General features: G+C 44.7%; 24 protein-coding genes. 23 read left to right on the top strand and 1 reads right to left on the bottom strand.

Going from position 1 to position 24,107, the window contains the following annotated elements; all coding sequences use genetic code 11:
* Positions 1-2: 2 nt before the first annotated feature.
* The 14 genes from DCO17_RS08030 to DCO17_RS07970 all read left to right on the top strand — a co-directional run bounded on the left by DCO17_RS08030 (position 3) and on the right by DCO17_RS07970 (position 13,801).
* On the top strand, positions 3-1,925 hold the full coding sequence (locus tag DCO17_RS08030) for a heme lyase CcmF/NrfE family subunit (RefSeq protein ID WP_173956760.1): 1,923 nt from the start codon (positions 3-5) through the stop codon (positions 1,923-1,925).
* 7 nt (positions 1,926-1,932) lie between these two features.
* Entirely contained in the window at positions 1,933-2,463 is a 531-nt protein-coding gene (locus DCO17_RS08025; RefSeq protein WP_173956215.1) for a DsbE family thiol:disulfide interchange protein, read from the top strand.
* Positions 2,464-2,928 carry a cytochrome c-type biogenesis protein gene (locus DCO17_RS08020; protein WP_254598747.1) on the top strand — a complete coding sequence of 155 codons (465 nt, stop codon included), beginning with the start codon at positions 2,464-2,466 and terminating at the stop codon, positions 2,926-2,928. It begins immediately after the preceding gene.
* Complete coding sequence (gene ccmI, locus DCO17_RS10500; protein ID WP_254598746.1) at positions 2,925-3,197, top strand: c-type cytochrome biogenesis protein CcmI; 273 nt, start codon at positions 2,925-2,927, stop codon at positions 3,195-3,197. The genes DCO17_RS08020 and ccmI overlap by 4 nt, the downstream gene beginning before the upstream one ends.
* A gap of 7 nt (positions 3,198-3,204) precedes the next feature.
* On the top strand, positions 3,205-4,140 hold the full coding sequence (locus tag DCO17_RS08015; RefSeq protein ID WP_254598745.1) for a tetratricopeptide repeat protein: 936 nt from the start codon (positions 3,205-3,207) through the stop codon (positions 4,138-4,140).
* Entirely contained in the window at positions 4,140-4,637 is a 498-nt protein-coding gene (locus DCO17_RS08010; protein WP_217425413.1) for a hypothetical protein, read from the top strand. Before DCO17_RS08015 ends, DCO17_RS08010 begins: the two co-directional genes overlap by 1 nt.
* A gap of 208 nt (positions 4,638-4,845) precedes the next feature.
* Positions 4,846-6,069 (top strand): NAD(P)H-dependent flavin oxidoreductase, encoded by a 1,224-nt coding sequence (locus DCO17_RS08005; RefSeq protein WP_173956758.1) that lies wholly within the window; start codon positions 4,846-4,848, stop codon positions 6,067-6,069.
* Positions 6,050-8,434 (top strand): adenosylcobalamin-dependent ribonucleoside-diphosphate reductase, encoded by a 2,385-nt coding sequence (locus tag DCO17_RS08000; RefSeq protein WP_173956213.1) that lies wholly within the window; start codon positions 6,050-6,052, stop codon positions 8,432-8,434. The genes DCO17_RS08005 and DCO17_RS08000 overlap by 20 nt, the downstream gene beginning before the upstream one ends.
* Complete coding sequence (locus DCO17_RS07995; RefSeq protein WP_173956212.1) at positions 8,391-8,840, top strand: hemerythrin domain-containing protein; 450 nt, start codon at positions 8,391-8,393, stop codon at positions 8,838-8,840. Before DCO17_RS08000 ends, DCO17_RS07995 begins: the two co-directional genes overlap by 44 nt.
* A 126-nt stretch (positions 8,841-8,966) precedes the next feature.
* Positions 8,967-10,271, top strand: coding sequence for a TAXI family TRAP transporter solute-binding subunit (locus DCO17_RS07990; protein WP_173956211.1), 1,305 nt, complete (start codon positions 8,967-8,969; stop codon positions 10,269-10,271).
* A gap of 72 nt (positions 10,272-10,343) precedes the next feature.
* Positions 10,344-11,312, top strand: a complete 969-nt coding sequence (locus DCO17_RS07985) for a Bug family tripartite tricarboxylate transporter substrate binding protein (protein WP_173956210.1) — start codon at positions 10,344-10,346, stop codon at positions 11,310-11,312.
* Between the two features lie 26 nt (positions 11,313-11,338).
* Positions 11,339-12,094: a 2OG-Fe dioxygenase family protein gene (locus tag DCO17_RS07980; protein WP_173956209.1), complete on the top strand. Its 756-nt coding sequence runs from the start codon at positions 11,339-11,341 to the stop codon at positions 12,092-12,094.
* A 10-nt stretch (positions 12,095-12,104) separates the two neighbouring features.
* Positions 12,105-13,481: an acyclic terpene utilization AtuA family protein gene (locus DCO17_RS07975; RefSeq protein WP_173956757.1), complete on the top strand. Its 1,377-nt coding sequence runs from the start codon at positions 12,105-12,107 to the stop codon at positions 13,479-13,481.
* Entirely contained in the window at positions 13,478-13,801 is a 324-nt protein-coding gene (locus DCO17_RS07970; RefSeq protein ID WP_173956208.1) for an AtuA-related protein, read from the top strand. Before DCO17_RS07975 ends, DCO17_RS07970 begins: the two co-directional genes overlap by 4 nt.
* Before the next feature lie 15 nt (positions 13,802-13,816).
* On the opposite strand, the gene DCO17_RS07965 is transcribed toward DCO17_RS07970, so the two are convergent.
* Positions 13,817-14,788, bottom strand: coding sequence for a Bug family tripartite tricarboxylate transporter substrate binding protein (locus tag DCO17_RS07965; protein WP_173956207.1), 972 nt, complete (start codon positions 14,786-14,788; stop codon positions 13,817-13,819).
* Positions 14,789-14,872: 84 nt separating this feature from the next.
* On the opposite strand from DCO17_RS07965, the gene DCO17_RS07960 reads away from it, so the two are divergent.
* From DCO17_RS07960 to DCO17_RS07915, 9 genes are all read left to right on the top strand, one after another.
* Positions 14,873-16,108 carry an MFS transporter gene (locus tag DCO17_RS07960; RefSeq protein ID WP_173956206.1) on the top strand — a complete coding sequence of 412 codons (1,236 nt, stop codon included), beginning with the start codon at positions 14,873-14,875 and terminating at the stop codon, positions 16,106-16,108.
* Positions 16,109-16,112: 4 nt separating this feature from the next.
* The gene (locus DCO17_RS07955) at positions 16,113-18,557 is read left to right on the top strand and encodes a heavy metal translocating P-type ATPase (protein WP_254598744.1); all 2,445 of its coding nucleotides are present in this window, start codon (positions 16,113-16,115) and stop codon (positions 18,555-18,557) included.
* Between the two features lie 9 nt (positions 18,558-18,566).
* Positions 18,567-18,746 carry a cbb3-type cytochrome oxidase assembly protein CcoS gene (gene ccoS, locus DCO17_RS07950; RefSeq protein ID WP_173956205.1) on the top strand — a complete coding sequence of 60 codons (180 nt, stop codon included), beginning with the start codon at positions 18,567-18,569 and terminating at the stop codon, positions 18,744-18,746.
* A gap of 164 nt (positions 18,747-18,910) precedes the next feature.
* Complete coding sequence (gene ccoN / locus DCO17_RS07945) at positions 18,911-20,350, top strand: cytochrome-c oxidase, cbb3-type subunit I (protein ID WP_173956204.1); 1,440 nt, start codon at positions 18,911-18,913, stop codon at positions 20,348-20,350.
* 12 nt (positions 20,351-20,362) lie between these two features.
* Positions 20,363-21,013: a cytochrome-c oxidase, cbb3-type subunit II gene (gene ccoO / locus DCO17_RS07940; RefSeq protein WP_173956203.1), complete on the top strand. Its 651-nt coding sequence runs from the start codon at positions 20,363-20,365 to the stop codon at positions 21,011-21,013.
* A 196-nt stretch (positions 21,014-21,209) separates the two neighbouring features.
* Positions 21,210-22,136: a cytochrome-c oxidase, cbb3-type subunit III gene (gene ccoP / locus DCO17_RS07930; protein WP_173956202.1), complete on the top strand. Its 927-nt coding sequence runs from the start codon at positions 21,210-21,212 to the stop codon at positions 22,134-22,136.
* Between the two features lie 21 nt (positions 22,137-22,157).
* Complete coding sequence (ccoG, locus tag DCO17_RS07925) at positions 22,158-23,615, top strand: cytochrome c oxidase accessory protein CcoG (RefSeq protein ID WP_173956201.1); 1,458 nt, start codon at positions 22,158-22,160, stop codon at positions 23,613-23,615.
* A gap of 30 nt (positions 23,616-23,645) precedes the next feature.
* Positions 23,646-23,849, top strand: coding sequence for a FixH family protein (locus DCO17_RS07920; protein WP_173956200.1), 204 nt, complete (start codon positions 23,646-23,648; stop codon positions 23,847-23,849).
* Positions 23,846-24,106 (top strand): hypothetical protein, encoded by a 261-nt coding sequence (locus tag DCO17_RS07915; RefSeq protein WP_173956199.1) that lies wholly within the window; start codon positions 23,846-23,848, stop codon positions 24,104-24,106. Before DCO17_RS07920 ends, DCO17_RS07915 begins: the two co-directional genes overlap by 4 nt.
* Position 24,107 lies beyond the last annotated feature (1 nt).

Below are 24,107 nucleotides of genomic sequence, written 5' to 3'. Positions count from 1 at the left end.
CCATGATTCCAGAGATTGGACATTTTGCGCTGATATTGGCTTTGTGCGTTTCTATTATTCAGGGTGTATTGCCTTTGCTTGGAGCGCAGCAAGGCCGTCGTGAATGTCTAGTACTCGCTAGACCTGCAACACAGATTTCATTTTTGCTTTTGGCAATCTCTTTTGGTGTGCTTGCATGGTGTTTCTATGTAAATGATTTTTCAGTTTTATATGTAGCAGAGCACTCAAATTCTCAATTACCAACGGTATATCGTTTGGGTGCGGTTTGGGGTGGGCACGAAGGTTCGTTGTTGCTGTGGATTTTCTTGTTGACGGGTTGGGCATTTGCAGTGGCGCAATTGTCAAAAACCTTAGATGAATTCATGGTGGGTCGAGTGCTAGCTGTACTTGGTTTGGTGGCAACAGGACTTTTACTTTTTGTGCTGACGACATCCAATCCTTTTGAGCGCCTCTTGCCAGCAGCTCAAGATGGGCGCTCGCTCAATCCACTTTTGCAAGACCCAGGTTTAGTATTTCATCCGCCGATGCTCTACATGGGATATGTTGGTTTCTCAGTGGCTTTTGCTTTTGCAATTGCATCATTGCTTTCTGGCAAGCTAGATGCAGCATGGGCACGTTGGTCACGTCCTTGGACCACTACTGCATGGATTTTCTTAACCCTTGGTATAGCTTTGGGTTCTTGGTGGGCTTATTACGAGTTAGGTTGGGGCGGTTGGTGGTTCTGGGATCCAGTAGAAAATGCCTCGTTCATGCCCTGGTTAATTGGTACGGCTTTGTTGCATTCTTTAGCTGTCACTGAAAAGCGCGGTGGATTTAAAAACTGGACAGTATTGCTAGCGATCATCGCATTTTCAATGTCCTTGTTAGGAACCTTCTTGGTCCGTTCTGGTGTTCTGACTTCAGTTCATGCCTTTGCTACTGATCCACGTCGCGGCATTTTTATCTTGATGTTGCTCTCCTTGGTTGTGGGGTCTTCATTGTTTTTGTATGCCTTAAGAGCGCCTAAAAGTACATTGGGTGGCGCTTTCTCCTTGATATCACGTGAGACCCTTATATTGTTGGGGAACGTTTTCTTAGTTGTCGCAGCAGGATCAGTTTTGTTGGGAACCTTATACCCACTCTTAATCGATGCATTAAATTTAGGAAAAATTTCTGTTGGTCCTCCCTACTTTAATGCGGTATTTGTGCCGATTATGGTGCCCGTATTGTTCCTAATGGCAGTAGGCCCATGGGCAAATTGGAAAAGTGCTGAATTAAAGCAGTTGATTCAACGTCTGTGGCTTGCGGCTCTAATTGCTTTTATTGCCGCAATTGTGATTCCACTATTTATGGGTGAGTTCACCATCCTGACGGCATTGGGATTCTTGATGGCGTTCTGGATTATTGTCTCGAGCACCTTGCAAATCATTAGGCAGTACAAGGTAGGTAAACCTACTAGATCCTTTATTGGTATGCAGTTAGGTCATATTGGCATTGCGGTATTTGTGATTGGCGTCACCATGGTAGGCGCCTATCAAGAGGAAAAAGATGTCCGCATGTCTCCGGGTGATACGGTAAGTGTTGGCGGGTATCAGATTGAGCTCATCAGTGTGAAACCCGCGCAAGGACCAAATTACCAAGCAATGCGCGGTGCTTTTGAATTGAGTCGTCGCGGTAAGCTTCAAGAGGTGCTTTATCCAGAGAAGCGTAATTATGATTCTTCAGCGATGCCTATGACTGAGGCGGCTATTGATGCTGGTCTGACGCGAGATATTTATGTATCTCTGGGCGAACCTCTTGAGAGAAATGCTTGGGCCGTGAGGGTGTATTACAAACCATTTGTTGATTGGATCTGGGGTGGTTGCTTGTTGATGGCGCTTGGCGGCTTATTTGCGGTTCTGGATAAGCGTTATCGCTTAAAAATCAAAAAGAACTCAAAAGAATAAAAAGAATATGAAAGCAAAATTTATCATCCCTCTACTCCTGTTTGTAGTGCTTGTAGGGTTTTTGGCGGTTGGTTTGAATCGCGATCCTCGTGAGGTTCCGTCACCTTTGATTAATAAGCCAGCGCCTGCATTTAGAGTTCCACAACTAACTGAGCCCAGCAAAACATTCTCGCCAGAAGATATGAAAGGCCAGGTGTGGATATTGAATGTCTGGGCGTCATGGTGCGTTGCTTGTCGCGAAGAGCATCCTATGTTGGTTGAGTTGGGTAAATCGCAGATAGCCCCATTAATTGGGCTTGACTATAAAGATAAGCGAGCCGACGCTATAGAAATGTTAGCTAGACAAGGCAACCCTTATGTCTTATCCGCAATGGATAACGATGGTCGAGTGGGGATTAATTATGGCGTATACGGAGTCCCAGAAACTTACATCATTGATAAAGCGGGGATTATTCGCTTTAAGCAAATTGGACCTGTTACACGGGATGTTTTAGAAAAGTCTATGTACCCGCTTATTGAAAAATTGAAAAAAGAGTAAATGATGCTTAAGAAAATATTTATCTCTTTTGGTTTAGTGGTGTTATTTAGCTTTGCGCATGCCGATGAAGCTGCCCCGCTGGCTGAGGATCCTGTTGTAGAGCAACGCTTGATATCCATCTCCGAAGAAATGCGCTGTTTGGTTTGCCAGAATGAATCTTTATCGGGATCGCGTTCGGAGTTAGCCCAAGATTTGCGCCGAGAAATTCGTGATTTGATTAAGCAAGGCAAAACCGATGCTGAAATAAGAACCTTTATGGTTGATCGATATGGCGACTTTGTTTTATATCGTCCACCTGTTAAACCGACAACATGGCTACTTTGGGCGGGCCCGTTTGTATTAATGATTGCAGGTATGGTAGCTTTGCTAATGTATTTACGTCGACGCAATAGCCAAGTGGTCAACGTTACCCTCTCAGATGATGACAATAAACGCGTCGATGCGCTCTTGCGAGATGATCAATGATTACTTTTTATGCTGCAGCCTTCTTGTTGGTAGTTTTGGTTTTGGTGCTTCTATTTAGACCATTTGTTTGGAGGGCTAATGATCAGCACGCCTCTCGTAAGCAGTTAAATGCCGCCATATATAAAGAGGAGCTTGCTAAGATTGAGAAAGAGCGAGCTGATGGTTTAATTGATGAGCGTAGCTATCAAATAGCCCATGCAGAAATTCGTCAGCGATTGTTTCAAGATACCCAAGATGAGGATGGCGTTGCGGTTCTAGGTTCTACCTAAAAAAACCATGATTGCTGCAATAGTCTTTGTGCCTGCACTGGCGGCGCTTATCTATTACTGGCTTGGAAGTGCGCAGCAAATTGCGGATGGCAGTGCAAAGCAACAGGTGGCTCAACAAGATGTTGAAAAAATGGTTCAAGGCCTTGCCGCGAAATTGGAGCAAGATCCCAGTAATTTGAAGGGCTGGGCTATGTTGGCCAGATCTTATAAGGTGATGGGTCGCCCAAAAGATGCTGAAAAGGCATATGATCGCGCAGGCTCATATTTAGATGGGGATGCGCAATTGTTGGCTGATTATGCTGACGTTGCCGCAAGTAATGCCAATGGGAACTTTGCGGGTAAGCCTAGGGCAATTCTGAAGAGGGCTTTGAAAGCTGATCCGAACAATATGATGGCGCTTTGGCTTGAAGGAACTGCTGATTACAACGAAGGTAATTACAGAAGTGCCATTCAAGTTTGGACGCGTTTGAGTAAATTATTGCCAGCAGATTCGGATGACGCCAGAATGATTCAGGGGTCTATCATGGAGGCCCGTGGTAAAGCCAATCTACCACCTGAGAATGTTGCGCAAGATAAACCAATAACACCAAGCGTTAGTGGAGGGAAAAGCGTTGGTGGCATTGTTGAGCTTAGTCCAGATCTTAAATCTAGAGTTAAACCAGATGACATTGTGATGGTAATTGCAAAAGCGCCTGATGCGCGTATGCCGGTAGCGATTATGCGTAGCAAAGTATCCGAATTGCCAATGCGCTTTGTATTAAACGATGCGCTTGCGATGACACCAGATGCACTTATATCTAATTTAAATGCCGTTTCAGTTGAGGTGAGGGTATCAAAATCAGGTCAAGCTAAGCCAGTTTCTGGTGACCTATATTCAGCGCCAATTGTGGTGAAAGTTGGCGCTAACCAGTTAAAGCTCGTGGTTGATCAGGTAAGGCCATAATGATTGATATGCAATTTAAGCTAAGAAATGTAATTGTTTGCATATCTCTTGCCTTAATTGCATCTCCAGAAATACATGCTCAGGTTGACGTTAAAAAACTGGAGTCCCATTTAATTGGTAGATGGGTCGTTGATGCACAAAATATGTGTGTTAACCCAAAATTCTCTGGAGCAGGAATCTTTTACTATTACGATAAAACCGGAAAATTAATAAACGAATTACGCCTACCTGGAAATGGGCAAATACAAGTTGTTCGCCGTAGCGTGTTTAAGAATATTGAAGTGTTTGATCAGTCAAATTTAGTCTATAAAACTACTGCCCAATCTGAGAATCTACAAAATAAATCAAATTATTTAACGGTCTCATTAATTCAGCTTTCCGAAGATTTACGCACAATGCATCTGCTAGATCAGAGCATGGACGGCGTGTTTAACATTAGGGATAGTGTGGTCTTGGCAACCAGGCAAAAACAATCCCCCTTTTTTAAATGTGAGTAATGGACCTCATTTAAATTCAGATAAGACTTTGCCGATATGGCATAGGAGATATCCTACTCTTATGCATTGATTTATATAGAATTTTTATTGCGTTTCCTTGACGTATTTCTCGATCCAAATACTATTTCCTTTCTTGATTTGAATCAAAACCCTTCTAAGTAAGTGCTTGCATTATGCGTTGAAGAGTCTCTCTTCGCGAGGTGAGGTAATGCATGTTCGAGTGCCAGTCAGTTTTGAGTTGCCGTTTCAGAAAAGCGGTCTTACCCCGCTGAAAATTATGAACAAGCAAATACTCCCCATCATTCAAGGTGGCATGGGTGTTGGAGTGTCTGCTCATAAATTAGCTGGAGCGGTGGCAAGGTGTGGAGGAATGGGTACGATCTCGTCTATTGACCTGCGGCGCCTACATCCCGATTTAATGGGCCGTACAAAATATTTGACTCCATCGATTGAAAATAAAGAAACAATTAATCAAGCGAATATTGAGGCCTTAAGAAGAGAAATTCAAATGGCCCGTGAGGATTCCATGGGGTGGGGCATGATTGCAGTTAATGTCATGCGCGCGGTCAGCGAATACGAGTCTTATGTGAGGTGCTCGCTGGAAAGTGGTGCAGATGCCTTGGTTGTTGGAGCTGGGCTTCCATTAGATTTGCCTGATCTTGCGGCTGATTTTCCTGATGTTGCTTTAATTCCAATTCTTTCTGAGGTGCGAGGAATTTCACTTTTGTTGAAAAAGTGGGAAAAGAAGGGGCGCTTGCCAAACGCGATTGTGATAGAGCACCCGCGCTGGGCTGGGGGTCACGTAGGCGCTTCGAGCGTCGAGGACATTCACAATCCTAAGTTTGATTTTGAAACGGTTGTTCCTGAAACTCTAGCCCTATTTAAAACCTTGGGTATAGAGGGGAAGATTCCATTAATTGTTGCAGGTGGCATCAATAGCTTTCAGGATATTAAAAAAGCACAAAGTCTGGGGGCGTCCGGAGTTCAGTTGGGAACGGCATTTGCAGTTACAACAGAATGTGATGCTAGTGATGAATTTAAAAATATCCTTGCACAAGCTAAACCAGAAGATATCGTTGACTTTTTGAGTGTCGCAGGTTTACCTGCGCGTGCAGTTAAAACTCCATGGCTAACTAAGTATTTGGAAGTATTGCCTAGCTTAAAAGATGTGGCTAGAAAGAAGCCGCGGTGCACGATGATATTTGATTGTCTGCATCAGTGTGGTTTGCGTGATGGCAATGCTCAGTGGGGGCAATTTTGTATTGATAAGGTTCTAGGAAGCGCTTTGATGGGGAATATTCAAAAAGGACTTTTCTTCAGAGGAGCTGGCGCTTTACCTTTTGGCGACCAAATCAAATCAGTAGCCGAACTCATTAATAAACTTTTAGAAAAAACTGTGGAGCCAATTATTCATGTCCATCCAGCCCATTAGCATTGATGTACTTATTGAGAAATACGCAAAGGATGGCGAGCGTGATCCAGATGTAATCTTTAAGAGGGTAGCCAAAGGTTTAGCTGTAGTTGAGGATGAGTCGATCAGATCGACCATAGAGAATCGTTTTCTGGAGAATATGCGCAATGGCGCTATTGGTGCTGGGCGCATCATGAGCGCCGCTGGGACTGAGATTCAGGCAACGCTGATTAATTGCTTTGTTCAGCCGGTAGGCGATTGCATACAGGGCTTTGATGATGATGGATATCCCGGAATTTATGAGGCACTAAAACAGGCTGCTGAAACGATGCGTCGTGGTGGCGGTGTGGGTTACGATTTTTCCCGGATTCGACCAAAGGGTGCTGAAGTCAAGGGCACGGCATCAATCGCCTCTGGCCCATGTAGCTATATCAATGTGTTTGATCAGTCTTGCTCCACTGTTGAAAGTGCGGGGGCACGGCGTGGTGCGCAAATGGGTGTATTGCGTATTGATCATCCAGATATATTTGAATTTATAACTGCGAAGCGCACCACGGGACGATGGAATAACTTTAATGTTTCAGTGGGTGTGTCAAATCTCTTTATGCAAGCTGTTCATGAAGATCAAGTTTGGGAATTGGTGCACAAAGCCAAACCAAGCGCATCTCTGTTGAGTGAGGGTGCCCATCAAAGAGCAGACGGACTGTGGGTTTATAAGAAAGTTGCCGCAAAAGAGGTATGGGATACCGTCATGAAATCTGCCTATGATTTCGCGGAGCCAGGCATTCTTTTTTTAGACAACATTAATCGAGAAAACAACTTAAATTATTGCGAAAACATCTCTAGTACAAACCCATGTGGTGAACAACCTCTTCCGCCATATGGATGCTGTGATCTTGGGCCAATTATTCTTCCACGTTTTGTTAAAAATCCATTTGGTTTTTCTGCTGAGCCTAGTTTTGACTTTGAGGCTTTTGCTGAGTCGGTTAAAACGCAAGTACGAATGCTGGATAACGTTTTAGATGTTACGTATTGGCCTTTGCCAGAACAGGCCGCTGAGGCGCGAGCTAAGCGTCGAATTGGTGTGGGGTTTACGGGGCTTGGTGATGCATTAGTAATGTTGAAGCTGCCATACAACGAAGAGTCCGCTCGAATTATTGCCGCAAAAATTGCTCGCGTAATGCGTGATGCGGCTTATGAGGCCTCGGTTGAGCTAGCTAAGGAGAAAGGTGCCTTCCCAGCTTTGGATGTGGAGAAGTATTTGGGTGGTAATGGGTTTGTTAGTCGGCTAGATAGCAAGTTAAAGGACGAGATTCGTCAACATGGGATTCGTAATAGTCATTTGTTATCAATCGCACCCACCGGTACTGTAAGCCTGGCTTTTGCTGATAACGCCTCGAATGGAATCGAGCCAGCCTTTTCATGGATGTATCGACGCAAGAAAAGGGAGTCAGATGGCAGCATTACGGAGTACGCTGTTGAGGATCATGCGTGGCGGGTCTATCGTGAATTAGGTGGCAATGTCGATGAATTGCCGTCTTATTTTATTTCCGCACTGGAAATGGCTGCTACAGATCATATTGCAATGATGCAGGCGGTTCAGCCATTTATTGATACAGCAATTTCTAAAACTGTTAATGTTCCAGCGGACTATCCATATGAAGACTTTAAGAATTTATATGAGCAAGCGTGGCGCGCAAACTTAAAGGGCTTAGCCACCTATCGACCAAATAGTATTTTGGGATCAGTATTGGAACTCCCGGTCGATAAGCCTTCAGAAACGAGTGTTGAGTTGCCTGATGTTGATCCTATGCGGATGGTGATTGAGAGTCGTCCGAAGGGAGTCTTGCCAGCTGTGGCTGAGAAAATAGAGTACTGGACGCAGGAAGGGCACAAAACACTGTATTTAGTAGTTTCATTTATGTCGATTCCCAAAGATGGTGTTGCTGAAGGTGTTGAGCGCGCGGTTGAGTTCTTTATGCCAGTCGGTCAGAATGGTGAATCGCAGCAGTGGATTACTTCTAGCATGCGTTTGTTGTCATTAGCGGCGCGCGGAGGGTTTTTAGAGCGTGCGTTGAGTGATATGCGTAAGGTAGCCTGGGATAGGGGTGCTGTAAGGTTGGGAACATTTGAAAAAATTGATGGCACGAGAATGCCCTTGTGGCATGACTCTGAAGTAGCTGCGATTGCATATGCCATTCAAAACATTATTCAGAGACGAAATGGTATGTCAATTAATGACTTATCTGAAATTCCTGTGCCAAGTACCTCTGCGCCACCGGTGATGGCTGGCAAGAAGTGTGGTGAATGTGGTGCGCATGCCATGATCCGCAAGGATGGATGTGACTATTGCACACAGTGCGGCCATATTGGAAGTTGCGGGTAATGTTATGGCGAGCGCTCAATACTTAATGTTGCCTCAGAATCTACTTACAAATATTAGTGTCGTGGATTCTGAGCATAATGAATTATTTGTTTTTTTAGAGGGGTTCAAGGAGTATTGCTTTGGGGCTCAAGATATCCCTCAATCAAAACGCGACACTTTGTATCAAATGTTGGTTAGTCATTTTGAAACCGAATCTCAATTAGCGCATGCAGCGGGAGTCGACTTCTCATATCATGAGACCGCACACCTAAAGGTATTGGATGTGGTGTCGAAAACACTTAATCAAATGTCTTCAAACAACAGTGATTTATATAGCTTGATTCGGTATATAGGATATTGGTTTGAGCAGCACATTCTCGAATTTGACCTGCGTTTTGCTCTAAATGTCACCCTAGTCAAGTCATAGCTAGTCAGATATCGATTTTTGGCTAAACGCCATGGCGGTTGCTAAGTTGGGTTTATTAGTATTAATGACGCACCATAGTTTCTCTATTATTATTCTGAAGACCTAGCAAGATCGAATAGAGAGCGTATGACAACTTATAAAAGATATCTATACAACCCATTTGCTATTGCTGTGGGTTTCTGTGTGGTGCTGGTTGCTATTTTTGCAGTCTTATGGATTTTGGTGCCACCACCACCAAAAGTCATTGAGATGGCCACAGGGTTCCCAACTGGTCTTTATTACCAATTTGGTGAGCGCCTCAAAGAAGAGGTTGCCAAAGATGGTGTCAGCCTAGAGGTTAAGGCAACTGGCGGAACAATTGATAACCTGGGCTTATTGAATGATCCAAAATCTGGTGTGAATTTTGCGATGGTGCAGGGTGGCGTTGCGGATGTAAGCAAGTATCCGAATTTGGTTTCTATTGCTGGAATGTTTTATGAGCCAATTTGGGTCTGGTATCGTGAGCCTGGATTTAAGAGTGAGGGCGGGCGCTTGCAAGTATTGAGTCAACTTAAAGGCAAGCGGGTGGCGATCGGTAACGAGGGTAGCGGCACACTTGCTTTAAGTACAGCCCTTATGAAAATTAGCGGCATTAAAGAAAACGAGATCCACGGTGAAAAGTTAAAGCCAGATCAGGCTTTGACTAAGCTTAGTAATGGTGAGCTTGATGCGGTGTTTATTGTGGCAGCAGCAGAGGCTCCAATTTTGAAGAAATTCTATGAAGTGCCTGGTATTCGTTTGATGAACTTTGATCAAGCAGATGCCTATACGCGTAATTTGCCGTATTTATCCAAGGTAAATGTGCCAAGAGGCTTGTTAAGTATTGAGTACGATATTCCAAGGCAAGATATCCAGGTTATTGCACCAACAGCTACCTTGGTGACCCATGACAACGTTAGCCCCGCGATGATTTCACTTATGTTGAGTGCCTCTTATGACATCCTGAAATCCTATTCCCGTCTACAAAAGCCGGGAGAGTTTCCCTCTAGTGTTGGTATGGATTTTCCTTTGCATGCCGATGCAGAGATTTATTTAAAAGATGGCCCTTCTTTTTTGCATCGCCATCTACCATTCTGGACAGCAGTTTGGGTTGGCCGCTTTGTAAAGATTGTGATTCCGTTATTGGTTATTTTTATTCCACTCTTTACTTATATTCCATCAGCAAAGAATTTTTTATTAAGACTCAAGCTGGCTCAGGTATACGCAGAGCTGCGCGAGCTTGAAAAGAACGCTTATGATCCGGATCAAAAAGATCGGAAACGGATGGATCTAGATGAGATTGAGCGACGCGTCAATAATATTAAAGTTTCAATGATGGATTCTAAAGAGTTATATGACCTAAAGAGTCACGTTGGGGATGTGCGAGCACGATTGAAGCACTTGTATTCTTGAGCGACAGCCTCGAAAACAATGGAGGCAGTCGTTTGAAAAAACTTCAATACAAAAATAGTAGGAGACAAAGCAATGCATAAAGTAATTTTTAAGACAATTGCGCTTCTAAGTGGCGCCTTTCTTTCCTTGGTATTGGCTGCGCAGCCCTATCCTAATAAGCCAATTTCTTTGGTGGTTCCGCAGGCAGCAGGCGGAACGAATGACATTGTGGCTCGCTTGATTGCGCCTGCGTTCGGAGATGCGATTGGTGGCTCAGTAGTTGTTGAGAATAGGCCGGGGGCTGGCGGCAATATTGGCACTCAAAGTGTTGCTCGTTCTACTAAAGATGGTTACACATTACTTCTCACTATCAATAGCGCTCAAGCGATTAATCCTGCTTTGTATAAGAACCCTGGATTTGATCCGGTGAACGATTTTGTTCCGCTCTACTACATTGGAGCAACGCCATATGTATTGGTTTCACCACCAGGTTCACCATACAAGACCTTAGCTGATGTGATTGCTGCTGCTAAAAAGAAGCCAGGCGAGTTGTCTTATGCCTCTGCTGGTAATGGAACGATCAGCCACCTCTTAGGCGCCATGTTAAATACGAGCGCTGGAGTGGATATGCAGCACATCCCTTATAAGGGTGTAGCCCCTGCAATTAATGATGTTCTTGGCGGACAAGTTCCCTTGGCATTTGCTAGCTTACCTTCTGCATTAAATTACATCAAAGCAGGGAAGCTTCAAGCAATTGCGATTAGTTCAGCAAAGCGCTCTAGTGCGGCACCAGAGATACCAACAATTGCAGAGACCTACCCAGATTGTGTGGGCGAGGTTTGGGTTGCTTTATTTGCCCCAAATGGGACGCCGCCTGATGTTGTGAAGAAAATCCAATTAGCAATGGATAAGTTAATGGCCAAGCCAGATGTACGCGAAAAATTGATCGCCCAAGGCTTGGATTTAAATCCAGTGCCACCAGCAAAACTCTCTGGATTACTTAAAGATGAATTGGCTAAGTGGGCGAAAATTGTGAGGGCATCTGGCGCACAGCTTGATTAAGCCTTTGCTTGCCCTACAATCAATCTATGACTGCTGCCATTCTCTCGCCTAGGCTAACTCCAGCAAAAGAGCTTGCTAAAGCCTTGAGCCAGGATGGTTTTGTGGTGGCCTCACCGGACACAGTGGCTGAAATCAGCGGTGTACCACTAGCAAATTTGCAAAGCCTCTCTCAATATTGGGAAGGTTTGCCGCGCGATCCTTATCTTAAAGATGGGGGTCGATATCGGTTTCGTCGTCACGCCAGTTTTGAGATTCAAAACCAAAAGTTAAATTTAGTTCCGCATCGCGCTCATTGGCAATCGCTTGACTACAACGCCTTGCATGGCGGTATAGAGCGTTGGTTTGAGTCTGTTCTGCCTGCCGTTTTGAATGATTCTGCTTGGCAAGGCGTGTTACTTGGTCTAGCCAATCTCTTAAGAGGATTAAAGCCGGTAAAGACATGGTTTGTTGAGGCCCATCAGTTCCGAATTGATACAACTGATGGTATTGGTCGTCCAACACCTGAAGGCGCGCATCGTGATGGAGTGGATTTTGTTGCAGTGTTTTTATTGGATCGCGTGGGTATTAAGGGCGGCGAAACTCGAATCTTTGATGCAAAAGGTTCTGCAGGATTGCGTTTCACATTAACTCAGCCTTGGTCATTGTTATTAATGAATGACGAGCGAATGATTCATGAATCTACACCTATTCAGCCACTTGCTGACTATGGGTATCGTGATACCTTGGTTCTCACATTTAGATCTAACGGTTTTCAAGATTCTCCTAACCGCAGTCAACAATAACCCTTAATCCATTGTGTCGGACATTTATCGCGTAGCTTGTGCCGCAGGGTTCTCAGGCGATCGCTTGGGGGTGGCGAAGCCGCTGGTTAATGCCTTGATAAAGCATGGAGAGCCAGCATGCCTTATTTTTGAAAGTCTAGCTGAGAGAACGCTTGCTCTTGCGCAATTAGAGCGTCGACAAAATGATCAATTGGGGTATGAGCCCTTGCTTGAAGAAATGCTCGAGCCCATTTTGTCTGATTGTGTACAGGCAGGTATTCCAATTGTTGGTAATTTTGGCGCTGCCAATCCGTTTGCAGCTGCTGCAGTTATTGCACGCTTGGCAAAAGAAAAAAATTTACCAGAATTAAAGATCGCAGTTGTTGTGGGTGATGATATTTCTGAATCCAGCTATCGAAAAATGATTGAGGCGCATCTTGCTAAGTCAGATCAAGAGTTATTGGGGCATAGTCAGCTAGTTAGTGCGAACGTATATCTTGGTGCTAAAGAGATTTCGGATGCGTTAACTGCTGGTGCTCAAGTTGTGGTGACAGGTCGCGTTGCTGATCCAGCGCTTACTGTAGGTCCATTGATGGCTCACTTTAAAAAGAGTTGGGAAGACTGGGACTTCTTGGCTAGCGCCACGATGGCTGGGCACCTGCTGGAGTGTGGGGCTCAGGTCACAGGCGGTTATTTTGCGGATCCAGGTTATAAGGACGTTCCTAACTTAAGTAATGTCGGTTTTCCAATTGTCGAGTTTGATGCGCAAGGCAATATCTGTGTTACTAAGCCTGAAGGTACAGGGGGTGTTGTTAATCGCTTAACTGTCACTGAGCAATTGCTGTATGAGTTGCATGATCCTGCGTCTTATTTAACTCCTGATGTTGTAGCAGATATTACGCAGGCTGCGATTTGTGATCTTGGAAATAACCGAGTTGAATTGAAGGGTGTCATAGGACATCCCAAGCCGGATTCTCTGAAAGCAAATATTTGCATTGATGGAGGATGGCTCGCTGAGGCTGAGATTTCGTATGCGGGTCACCACGCCCTTGAGCGCGCAAAGCTAGCAGCACAGATTATTCGTGATCGAATTGGGAAAGATTTAATGCTCAGGATCGATTTCATTGGGTCGTCTAGTGTTTTTATGGGTGATTCTGGAGAGGGCCCCGCAATGAATCCTTCGAAATCGTTTGAAGACATTCGCCTTCGTGTTGCAGCGGCTCATCAAGATCGACAACTGGCAATGCGAGTGTGTCGTGAAGTGACTGCTTTATATACCTGTGGCCCCGCAGGTGGGGGCGGTGTTCGAACTAGCTTGAAACCTAGACTGAATACCTTGGTTGCCCTTATTCCTCGTGCCGAAATAAAGTCTTCCTATGTGTTTTATAAGGAGGAGTGCTCAAAATGAAAAATCATTTAGTGCCTCTGCATCAAATTGCGCATGCGCGTACGGGGGATAAGGGCTCTCGATCCAACATCAGCGTGATCGCCTATCGAAAAGAAGATTTCCCTATCTTGCAAAGAGAATTAACAGAAGAGAAAGTCAAGGCTCATTTTGGATTCCGCAATCCGAGTGCGGTAAAGCGCTATGACTTGCCTAATCTGCAGGCACTCAATTTTGTTATTGATGACCTATTAGATGGCGGCGTTAATCTATCTTTAAATTTAGATTCTCATGGAAAGAGCCTTTCATATTGGCTCTTATCCATGGAGATTAACGCAAATTAACGCAAATTAAACTTTTTATTCCGCTTCCATACCTGCAGCTTTAATAGCCTTTGCCCACTTATCAGTTTCTAGCTTAATCTTCTGGCCAAGCGCTTCAGGGCTTCCTGGTTGTGTTTCAAAACCCATAGAAGCAAATCGTTCAGTTAATTCTTTTGATTTCGCCGCATCGTTAATAGCTTTGTTAAGTTTCAGCACAGCATCTTTTGGCATGCCTGCAGGCCCAAAGGCTGCAAAGAAAGCAATTAATTCATAGTTCTTGATGCCAAGTGCCTCATTAACTGTTGGCAATTCAGGAATAGCTGGAGAGCGCTTTAAGGAGGTCACTGCTAGTCCTCGAATTTTTCCTGCTTGAACTTGTGGCAAGGTCACTGCAAAGTCTGCCGTAAACATATTGACTTGACCGCCAATAAGATCAGTCATTGCATTTGGACCGCTTTTATATGAAACACCAGTCATCTTGATGCCTGCATCGTTCGCTAGCATCTCTGAAGAGACGCGTTGAGAGGTGCTGGCATATGCAAATGTCATTTTTCCAGGATTGGCTTTAGCAATAGATACAAAACCATTGAGCGATTTAGCTGGAACATCATTATTTATGGCAACAATGAGAGGTACCGAACCAAAGTAGCCAATTGGTGTAAAGGCTGTATCTTGGTTGTAAGGCAAGTTCTTAACCAAACTTTTTAAAGCGGCATTGGTGCTATTGGTTCCAAATAGTAGGGTGTAACCATCAGCGGGGGATTTTGCAACTACATCAGCGCCAATCATGCCATTGGCCCCAGGTCGATTTTCAACGACTACTGGTTGACCAAGGGACTCAGCCATCTTGGCGGCAAATGCTCTACCGATTTGATCAGTGGCGCTGCCTGGCGCAAAGGGAACAATAGCTTTGATAGGTTTAGAGGGGTAGTTATCCGCACATGCAAATGAGCTGCCGAGTGCAAGTAATGCGCCAGTTAGGTATCTGAGGAAAATTGTGCGTTTCATATGGTCTCCATCTAATTTTTATTAGTGTAGCGGGTCTGGATCATCTGGGCGAGTAGAATGAGCTGACGATTTCACCGGTACTCTATGCGTTTTCGATCAGTTGGCTACACCCCATTTATGCTTATGGCACAAACCTGTGCCTTATTGGGTTTCGCATGCTATGCCGTAGTCCTAGCCCCCTTGCAGGAAGAGTGGCATTTATCTAATCTCCAGTCCGGCCTAATTGCGAGTGCTTTTTTCTTTGGTTATATGTTGGCGGTGCCTTTGGCGACAGCGCTCACTGACCGTGTCGATGCCCGTAAAGTTTATTTAGTAGGGGGGATTTCCGCTACTTCTGGCTTATTGGGAATGGCCCTATTGGCAAACAATTTTTGGACAGCTCTGTTGTTTATGTCTATTAATGGCGCTGGGCTTGCAGGTACCTATATGCCGGGACTCAAAATATTGTCCGACCGCATTCAATCAGGAGAGTTGACAAGGCACATTGCTTTTTACACGGCATTCTTTGGTATTGGCACTGGCTTTTCTTATTTATGTTCGGGTTGGATCTTGAGTGCCTTGGGTTGGCATTATGTATTTGGAATCATTGCGCTTGGACCTTTCGCGGCATTTTTAATTGTGCTCTTCTGTATTCCTCCGCTGGCCCATGAAAAATGGAAGGGTCCAATTCGAATTCGCTTGCATGACATATTTCCTGTAGATAAATGGAAATTAGTCTTGATGGATAAAAAAGCATCAGGATTTATTTTTGGTTACACCGCGCACTCTTTGGAGTTATTCGCCTCTAGAAGTTGGATTGTGGCGTTCTTTGCATTTTGCGCTGCCGCTTCCGGGGAAAGCTTCTTTTTAACCGCAACCACATTAGCTGGAGTGATTAATTTCTTTGGGGTGCCTTCATCCATTCTTGGTAATGAAATCGCTTTGCGAGTAGGGCGACAAAAGTGGGTTTGCATCGTGATGTTGACCAGCGCCATCATGGGAATTACTTTGGCCTCTTCGACTGGGCACTCGTGGTGGTTGATTGTTGCGCTTGCGATTGGTCACGCCATTTTTATCATGGCAGACTCTTCAACCTTAACTGCTGGTCTAGTGATTAGCGCTCAAGAAAATATTAAGGGTGCTGCGATGGGTCTGCATTCATTAATGGGATTTGGTGGCGGCTTAATGGGGCCAGCTATTTTTGGTTTCGTATTAGATGTTGCTGGTTCACGCTCTTCTTCGATTGCGTGGATTTGGGCATACGCAGCCGTTGTCATTTGGGGTGTTTTATTTGTAATCTATGAACGCCGCAGCGGTTGGGTTGATAAAGTGAATTCATGACTCAATGATGAATAGCAATCATTCATTCACTTGCTATCACTGTTCAAGCAGCATCTTACCTAGTGATCTTATTGAAGCCGAGTTGGCTGGTGTACAGCGTCAATTTTGTTGTGCGGGCTGCATGGCGATTGCGCAGACGATCCATGGCGAAGGTCTTGAAGTGTTTTATGCGCGACGAGCACAGTCTAGCGAAAAGCCCACAGCCTATCTTGCCAGCAATGAGATTCCTGAAAATCTAAAGCCTTACGATGATCCATCATTGGGCGCGCGTTTTACTCGACCTTACGGCGAGGTAGGCGATTTAGAGACAACTTTGCGCCTAGAGAAGATCCGTTGCGCTGCATGTGTATGGTTGTGTGAGCAGCATCTTAGAAGAATCGCTGGCGTGAAAGATGTGCAGATCAATTACGTAACGCAGAAAGTCATTGTGCGTTACTCGCCTGAAAATTCTAGTCTTGCTCGTTTGTTATTTGAGATTGAGCGCATTGGTTACGAAGCTTGGCCTTTTGAGCCCTCGCTTTCTGCCGAGAGGTCCAAGAAGGAGCGTCGCCAATTATTAACTCGGCTTGGTGTGGCGATGTTAGGCATGATGCAAGTCATGATGTATGCATGGCCAAGCTATGTAGGCGCCGACATCACTCCCGAGTTTGAGGTCTTGCTGGGCTGGACAAGCTGGGCCTTAACAGTGCCGGTGATGGTATATTCAGCTGGCCCTATTTTTCAAGCTGCATGGCGTAGCGTGCGTACATTTAAACAAACCCATATGTTGGGTATGGATGTACCAATTGCCCTGGCATTATTTCTCGCATTTACTGCTGGCACGATTAATCTCATCAAAGGATCGGGCCAGAGTTACTTTGATTCAATCACCATGTTTGTCGCATTTATTTTGGCGGCTCGTTATGTAGAGCTATTAGCAAGACAGGATGCACAAGGTGGTGCGGAAGCATTAGCAAAACAACTTCCAGCAACATGTGGGCGATTGGGTAATTACCCAGAGTCAAAAACAGTTGCTGTTGTGCCTGTGGTTAATTGCAGCGCTGGCGATTACTTGCGTGTTTCGCCAGGAGAGGTGCTTCCTGCCGATGGCATATTGATTGAAAGCCCCAGCTCCTTAGATGAGTCCTTGCTAACTGGCGAGTCCAAGCCGGTCGATAAAGGAATTGGTGATCGTGTTTATGCGGGAACTCACAACATTCTCAACCCTTTGATTATGCGAATTGATGCGATAGGGCAGTCAACCCGTATCGCTGGTATTGCCTCTTTGTTAGATCAAGCGCTGCTTGCCAAGCCAGTGATGGTTGGCTTAGCTGAAAAATGGACGGCTTACTTTGTTGGGTTTCTTTTGCTTAGTGCATTTGTTTCTGCGACGATTTGGTTGTACTTTGATCCGAGTCAGGCGTGGACAGTATTGGTATCGGTTTTGGTAGCAAGTTGTCCATGTGCTCTTTCACTGGCTGTACCAACTGCGCTTGCTGCAGCCCAAGGTGCCGTTACAAAATTAGGCTTATTGATTGTGCGTGGTCATGTGCTCGAAGGTTTATCTAAAGCAAGTGATTTGGTTTTAGATAAAACCGGTACGCTTACTATGGGGCAGCCTGAGCTTAAGGAGATTGCGATATTGCGCTCAGGATTTCTTAAGCGTGATGCTTTATCAATTGCGGCAGCTCTAGAGGCTGGACAAAAGCATCCACTGGCTTTATCGATATTGCGAGCTGCTGAATTAGAAAACGTAACTCCAATTAAGCTATCTGAGCAAGTAAATAATCTGCTTGGCAAAGGCCTGAGTTCTGGCTCGTATCGCCTTGGAAGTTCGGATTGGCTAGGCTTGCAGCAGGGTGTAATGAATTCATCTGATGGGCAATATGGTCAAGTGCATCTAGCGGATGAACAAGGAATCATTGCCAGCTTTGTTTTCTTAGATACACCAAGACCTGGTTTAGAAAATCTATTACAGGCAGTTAAGAGAAAAAATATTCGAGTGCATTTGGTGTCTGGTGATAATGCACATACAGTTGCTTGGTGGGCAAAGTTAGTCGGAATTGAAAGTTATCGTGGTGCTTGTACGCCCGAAGATAAATTTGATTACATAGATCGCTTGCAACAAGAGGGGTGCTTTGTATGGGCAATTGGAGATGGTGTAAATGATGCGCCTTTACTGGCGCGCGCTGATGTTTCAGTTGCGGTAGGCGCAGGTGCACCACTTGCTGCCGCTGGTGCCGATGCCATATTGACGGCAAACTCTTTAGAGCCCCTAGCTAAAGCCCTGACATTAGCCGACAAAACTCAAGCAATCATCAAGCAAAATTTGTTGTGGGCATTGATATATAACGTATTGGCAATACCAGCCGCGATGCTGGGTTTGGTAAATCCATGGATAGCGGGAATAGGAATGTCTTTATCTTCGCTGGCAGTCACATTAAATGCCTGGCGATTGAGAAAGGCATAGACTGTCGGAATGGAAAGTTTATATTTATTGATCCCGATCTCTCTAGGCTTATTGGTTTTGATTGTTTGGTTTTTAAATTGGTCAATCAAGAGTGGTCAATTTGATGATTTGGATGGTCCTGGCGAGGCTATTCTTATGGATGATGACGCTCCAAATCTAGATAAAGTTAGTGAACACTTCAATAAATAATCTTATAAATCATATAGTTAGTATTTTGTCAGAGAAATTTTTATGACAAAATCAATTTGCCCCACCCTTTTTGACATAGATCAAACCTCTGATAGCGCCTTAATTTGATAATCAGCACAGTCTATTTGGATTATGTCGCTGTTTGGTCAAAAAAAGGAGAAACCATGGGACTAGCCGTGGGGAGCAATCAAGATACCTTCAATTACAGAGTAGTTAGTCAGTTCGCCATTGTTACTGTCCTATGGGGAATTGTTGGTATGCTCGTGGGCGTAATACTGGCTGCGCAATTGATTTGGCCTGAAATTACATTCAACATTCCTTGGTTAAGCTATGGCCGCTTGCGCCCATTGCATACCAACGCTGTGATTTTTGCTTTTGGCGGTTCAGCGCTTTTTGCAACCTCCTATTACATTGTTCAGCGCACTTGTCAGGCTCGTTTATTTAGCGATAAGTTAGCCGCATTCACTTTCTGGGGTTGGCAGCTGGTCATTGTTGGCGCAGCGATTACTTTGCCATTGGGAATTTCTACATCGAAAGAATATGCAGAGCTCGAGTGGCCGCTTGATTTGCTGATAACTGTAGTGTGGGTTGCTTATGCAATTGTCTTCTTTGGCACCATAATGAAAAGGAAGACTAAACATATTTATGTTTCTAATTGGTTCTTTGGTGCATACATCCTCACTATTGCAATCCTCCATATCTTTAATAATATTGAGATGCCTGCAAGCCTATGGAAGTCTTACTCAGCGTATGCGGGCGTACAAGACGCAATGGTTCAATGGTGGTATGGTCATAACGCAGTAGGATTCTTCTTAACTACCAGCTTCTTGGGCATGATGTATTACTTCATTCCGAAGCAAGCAGAACGTCCAATCTACTCATATCGTTTGTCAATCGTTCACTTCTGGGCATTGAACTTCACTTATATGTGGGCAGGTCCTCACCACTTGCAACACACTGCCTTGCCTGACTGGACTCAATCTTTGGGTATGGTGTTCTCTCTAATCTTGTTGGCACCTTCATGGGGCGGCATGATCAACGGCATCATGACTTTATCTGGCGCATGGCATAAATTGCGTCGTGATCCAATCTTGAAGTTCTTGGTAGTTGCTTTGTCCTTTTACGGTATGTCTACCTTCGAGGGCTCCATGATGTCTATCAAGACAGTGAATAGCTTGTCTCACTATACAGACTGGACTATTGGCCACGTACACTCTGGCGCTCTAGGCTGGGTTGCAATGATCACCATTGGTTCTTTGTACTATCTCATCCCACGTTTGGTTGGTCAGAAAGATATGTACAGTACAAAATTGATCGAGTTACATTTTTGGATTGCCACGATTGGTGTTGTGATCTATATCGCTGCTATGTGGATTGCAGGTGTAATGCAAGGATTGATGTGGAGGGCCTTCGAGCCAGATGGCACTCTAACTTATAGCTTTGTTGAGTCGGTAAAAGCGACTTACCCCTTCTACGTCATTCGTTTGCTTGGTGGATTGTGTTACCTAACCGGCATGTTACTTATGGCTTACAACGTATTTAAAACCGTGCAGGGCAAAAAATTTGTGAATGCACCAATTCCAACAGCAATAGTTGCCCACTAAAAGGAGAAGAAAATGTCTAGTGAAAATAAATTCTTTTCCCATGGCACGCTTGAGAAAAACGTTGGCTGGTTGATTATCGCTACGATTGTGGTTGTTTCAATTGCAGGCTTAGTACAAATTGTTCCATTATTTTTCCAGCACTCCACTACAGAGCCTAGCCCTGGGGTGGTGCCGTACTCTGCATTGCGTTTAGCGGGTCGTGACATTTATCAGCGTGAAGGGTGTGTTGGATGTCATTCGCAGCAGATTCGTACTTTGCGTTCTGAAGTTGAGCGTTATGGCCCATATTCGCTAGCTGGTGAATCTGTTTTTGATCACCCTTTCCTTTGGGGAAGTAAGCGAACTGGTCCAGACTTGGCGCGTGTAGGCGGTCGATATTCCGATGCTTGGCATCAAATTCACTTGAACAATCCACGAGATGTAGTGCCGGAATCAAACATGCCCGCATATCCTTGGTTGTCAAAAAATGCTGCTAACGCTGGCACCATTCAATCTCATATGACAGCAATGCGCCGTCTAGGTGTTCCATATACCGATGAGGATATTGCTAATGCGCCAAAAGAGTTAGAAGGCAAGACTGAGCTTGATGCTTTGGTTGCCTATCTTCAGGGCCTTGGAGTTTCACGTCGTTACATCATTGTTGATGAAGTAACTAGTAAGTAAAAGTGATTAAATAGTTAAAACGTATAAATCAAATGGAAAAGATTGTTCCTTATCTTTCAGCATTTTCAACATCCATAGGCTTAATCTTTTTTCTGGGAATAGTTTGGTGGGCTTGGTCACCAAGAAGAAAAAAGGCGAACCAGGAATCGGCTGAACTTCCATTTGATCTACCGGATGAATTTAGTAAGGAAAAATCATGAGCGACTTTCTTAGTAGCGGTTGGAGTACCTATATTGCTCTAGTGGCATTAGTTGGGATTGTTTGGTGTGTATGGCTCTTGTTTTCACAAAGGAAGGCGAAGGTAGTTCATACCCCAGATGGAGCTGTCGCCGATACAGGTCACGTTTGGGATGGCGACTTACGTGAATTGAATAATCCACTCCCACGCTGGTGGATGTGGATGTTCTTGATTTCCTGCATATTCGCATTAGTTTATTTAGCTCTTTATCCAGGATTGGGTTCCTATCCGGGTATTTTGGGCTATAGCACTGATGGTGCATTGATGAAGTCGATGACTACAGCCAACGATGAGTTAAAGCCAGTCTACGCAAAATACGTGAAGATGGATATTGCGCAAATCGCAGCTGATCCTCAGGCTCGTGAAATGGGTCAACGTTTGTTCTTGAATTCTTGCGCACAATGTCACGGCTCTGATGCTGGTGGCTCTAAAGGGTTCCCGAATTTGACCGATGGCGACTGGTTATATGGCGGCTCACCAGAAAACATCAAAACAACTATTACCAATGGTCGTGGTGGTGTGATGCCTCCATTCCCACAGTTAGACAGCAAGCAAATTGTGGACGTAGCAAATTATGTTCGTAGCTTGTCTGGCTTGCCAGCTGATGATCTCAAGGCAGCCCGTGGTGCAGAAGTATTTAAAGCAAACTGCGCGGCATGTCACGGCCCAGATGGGAAAGGCAATATTGCTTTAGGCGCGCCTAATTTAACGGATAAAACTTGGTTGTATGGTGGTTCTGAGGCGACTATTGTTGAGACTGTTACAAAAGGTCGTATGGCACAAATGCCTGCCCAGGATAAAGTATTAAGTCCTGAGAAGATTCAGTTGCTAACAGCTTATGTATGGGGCTTATCAAATAATAAGCAAGCACCTGCAAGTAAGTAAAGCGGCGTAAGTGAAGTAACAGTGTCAGAGAATTCGCCGGGTGGAAAGCCCGTTCCGATAGAAGTAATAGAGGAATCTCTTTACGAGGTCCGGCGAAAGATTTACCCACGATCCGTCTCAGGCTTGTTTGCCCGCTGGCGTTTCATCCTCGTATTTGCCACCCAACTCCTCTTTTATGGTCTACCTTGGCTGAGTTGGAATGGTCGTCAAGCGGTTCTCTTCGATTTAATTCAGCGTAAGTTTTACATCTTCGGTTTGGTTTTATGGCCGCAGGATGTGATTTATCTCACACTACTTTTAATTCTTTCTGCTTTAGCGTTATTCCTGTTTACTGCGGTAGCAGGTCGTTTATTTTGCGGATACGCATGTCCACAGACGGTGTACACAGAGATCTTCATGTGGATCGAGCGCAAGGTAGAGGGTGATCGTTTTGCGCGTATTCGTTTAGACGGCGAAGAGTGGCCATGGAGTTTCAGAAAGTGGCGCCTGAAGATCACCAAGCACTTCCTTTGGTTATTGATTGCGTTCTGGACTGGTTTTACCTTTATCGGTTACTTCACTCCGATTGAAACCTTGGGTGCTGCTATTTTGCATTTGTCTCTTGGTCCGTGGCAGACATTCTGGCTATGCTTCTATAGCTTTGCAACTTGGGGTAATGCAGGCTTCATGCGCGAGCAGGTTTGCAAATACATGTGCCCTTATGCACGCTTCCAAAGTGTGATGGTTGATAAAGATACATTCTTGGTGACCTATGACAAAGTCCGTGGCGAGCCTCGTGGTAGTCGTAGCAAGTCTGCCGACCATGCCGCTTTAGGCTTGGGTGACTGTGTTGACTGCAGTATTTGCGTGCAAGTATGTCCAACGGGAATTGATATTCGTGATGGATTGCAATACATGTGCATCGGTTGTGGTGCCTGTATTGATGCATGCGATCAAGTAATGGAGAAGGTTAATTATCCAAAAGGCCTAATTCGCTACACCACCGAGAGAGCGATGTTGGATAAAGAGACCAACCAAAGCGCCATCAAACATATATTCCGCCCGAGAGTGATTTTCTATACCGCATTCATTACGCTATTGACTTCCGCATTCCTATTTTCATTAGCCACTAGAAATCCTCTTCGTGTGGATGTCATGCGCGATCGTGGTGCCTTAGCGCGTGAGGTGGAGGGTGTTCGCATTGAGAATATTTATCGTATTCAAATCATGAATGCATCTGAAAATCCTATGAAGGTGCAGATGAAGGCGACTGGTCTAAATGATTTGAAGATTTTGAATTCTCAGGGTCAAGAGGTAACTGAGGTCAATGTTGGGCCCGCAAGCAATCAGTTGATACCGGTTAAAGTAAGTACCAATATTGGTCAAAATGACTCTGGAAACTACCCAATTCATTTTGATGTAACGGCACAAGAGCAGGCTGGCAATGAGATCATTACCAGAACTCGTAATGAAAAATCCAGCTTTATCATTCCTCGTTAAGCTATCAGGCAAAAGATGGAGAGTAAGCATATGACCGAACAGCAAATTAGCAAGCCCTGGTGGAAGCAGTTGTGGCCTTGGCTCTTAATTAGTGGCCCTGCAGTTGCGATGATTGGTTGCATCATTACAATTTGGCTTGCGGTCAATATGCATGCTGATAAACCTTTGCGTGATGGAGTAATGAAGCAAGGTTTAAAAGTTGAACAACTTAAAGACGCGCAGGCTCACAAATGAAATATCGACTACTCATTTGGATTTTGTGGCCCTCATTCCTGGTCGCCGGCATGGCGGAAGGGTTGTTGTTTACCGTTATCCATCCGCAGGATCTGTTATTTTTTGGATATCACCCAGAAGTATCGGATGAGGGTGTTTACACGATTGGATTTTTTGTCATCTGGACTTTTTGCGCCGTCTCTAGTGCTCTAACGGCTTATATCCTGCCTGGCATCGAATCTCCAGACAATAAAGAAATCGATCGCGGATTAATTTAGT

The organism is Polynucleobacter tropicus (assembly GCF_013307225.1).
GTDB classification, from domain to species: Bacteria; Pseudomonadota; Gammaproteobacteria; order Burkholderiales; family Burkholderiaceae; genus Polynucleobacter; species Polynucleobacter tropicus.
The sequence above is the reverse complement of the archived record's forward strand: the minus strand, read 5'-3'. Positions and strand labels throughout refer to the sequence as shown.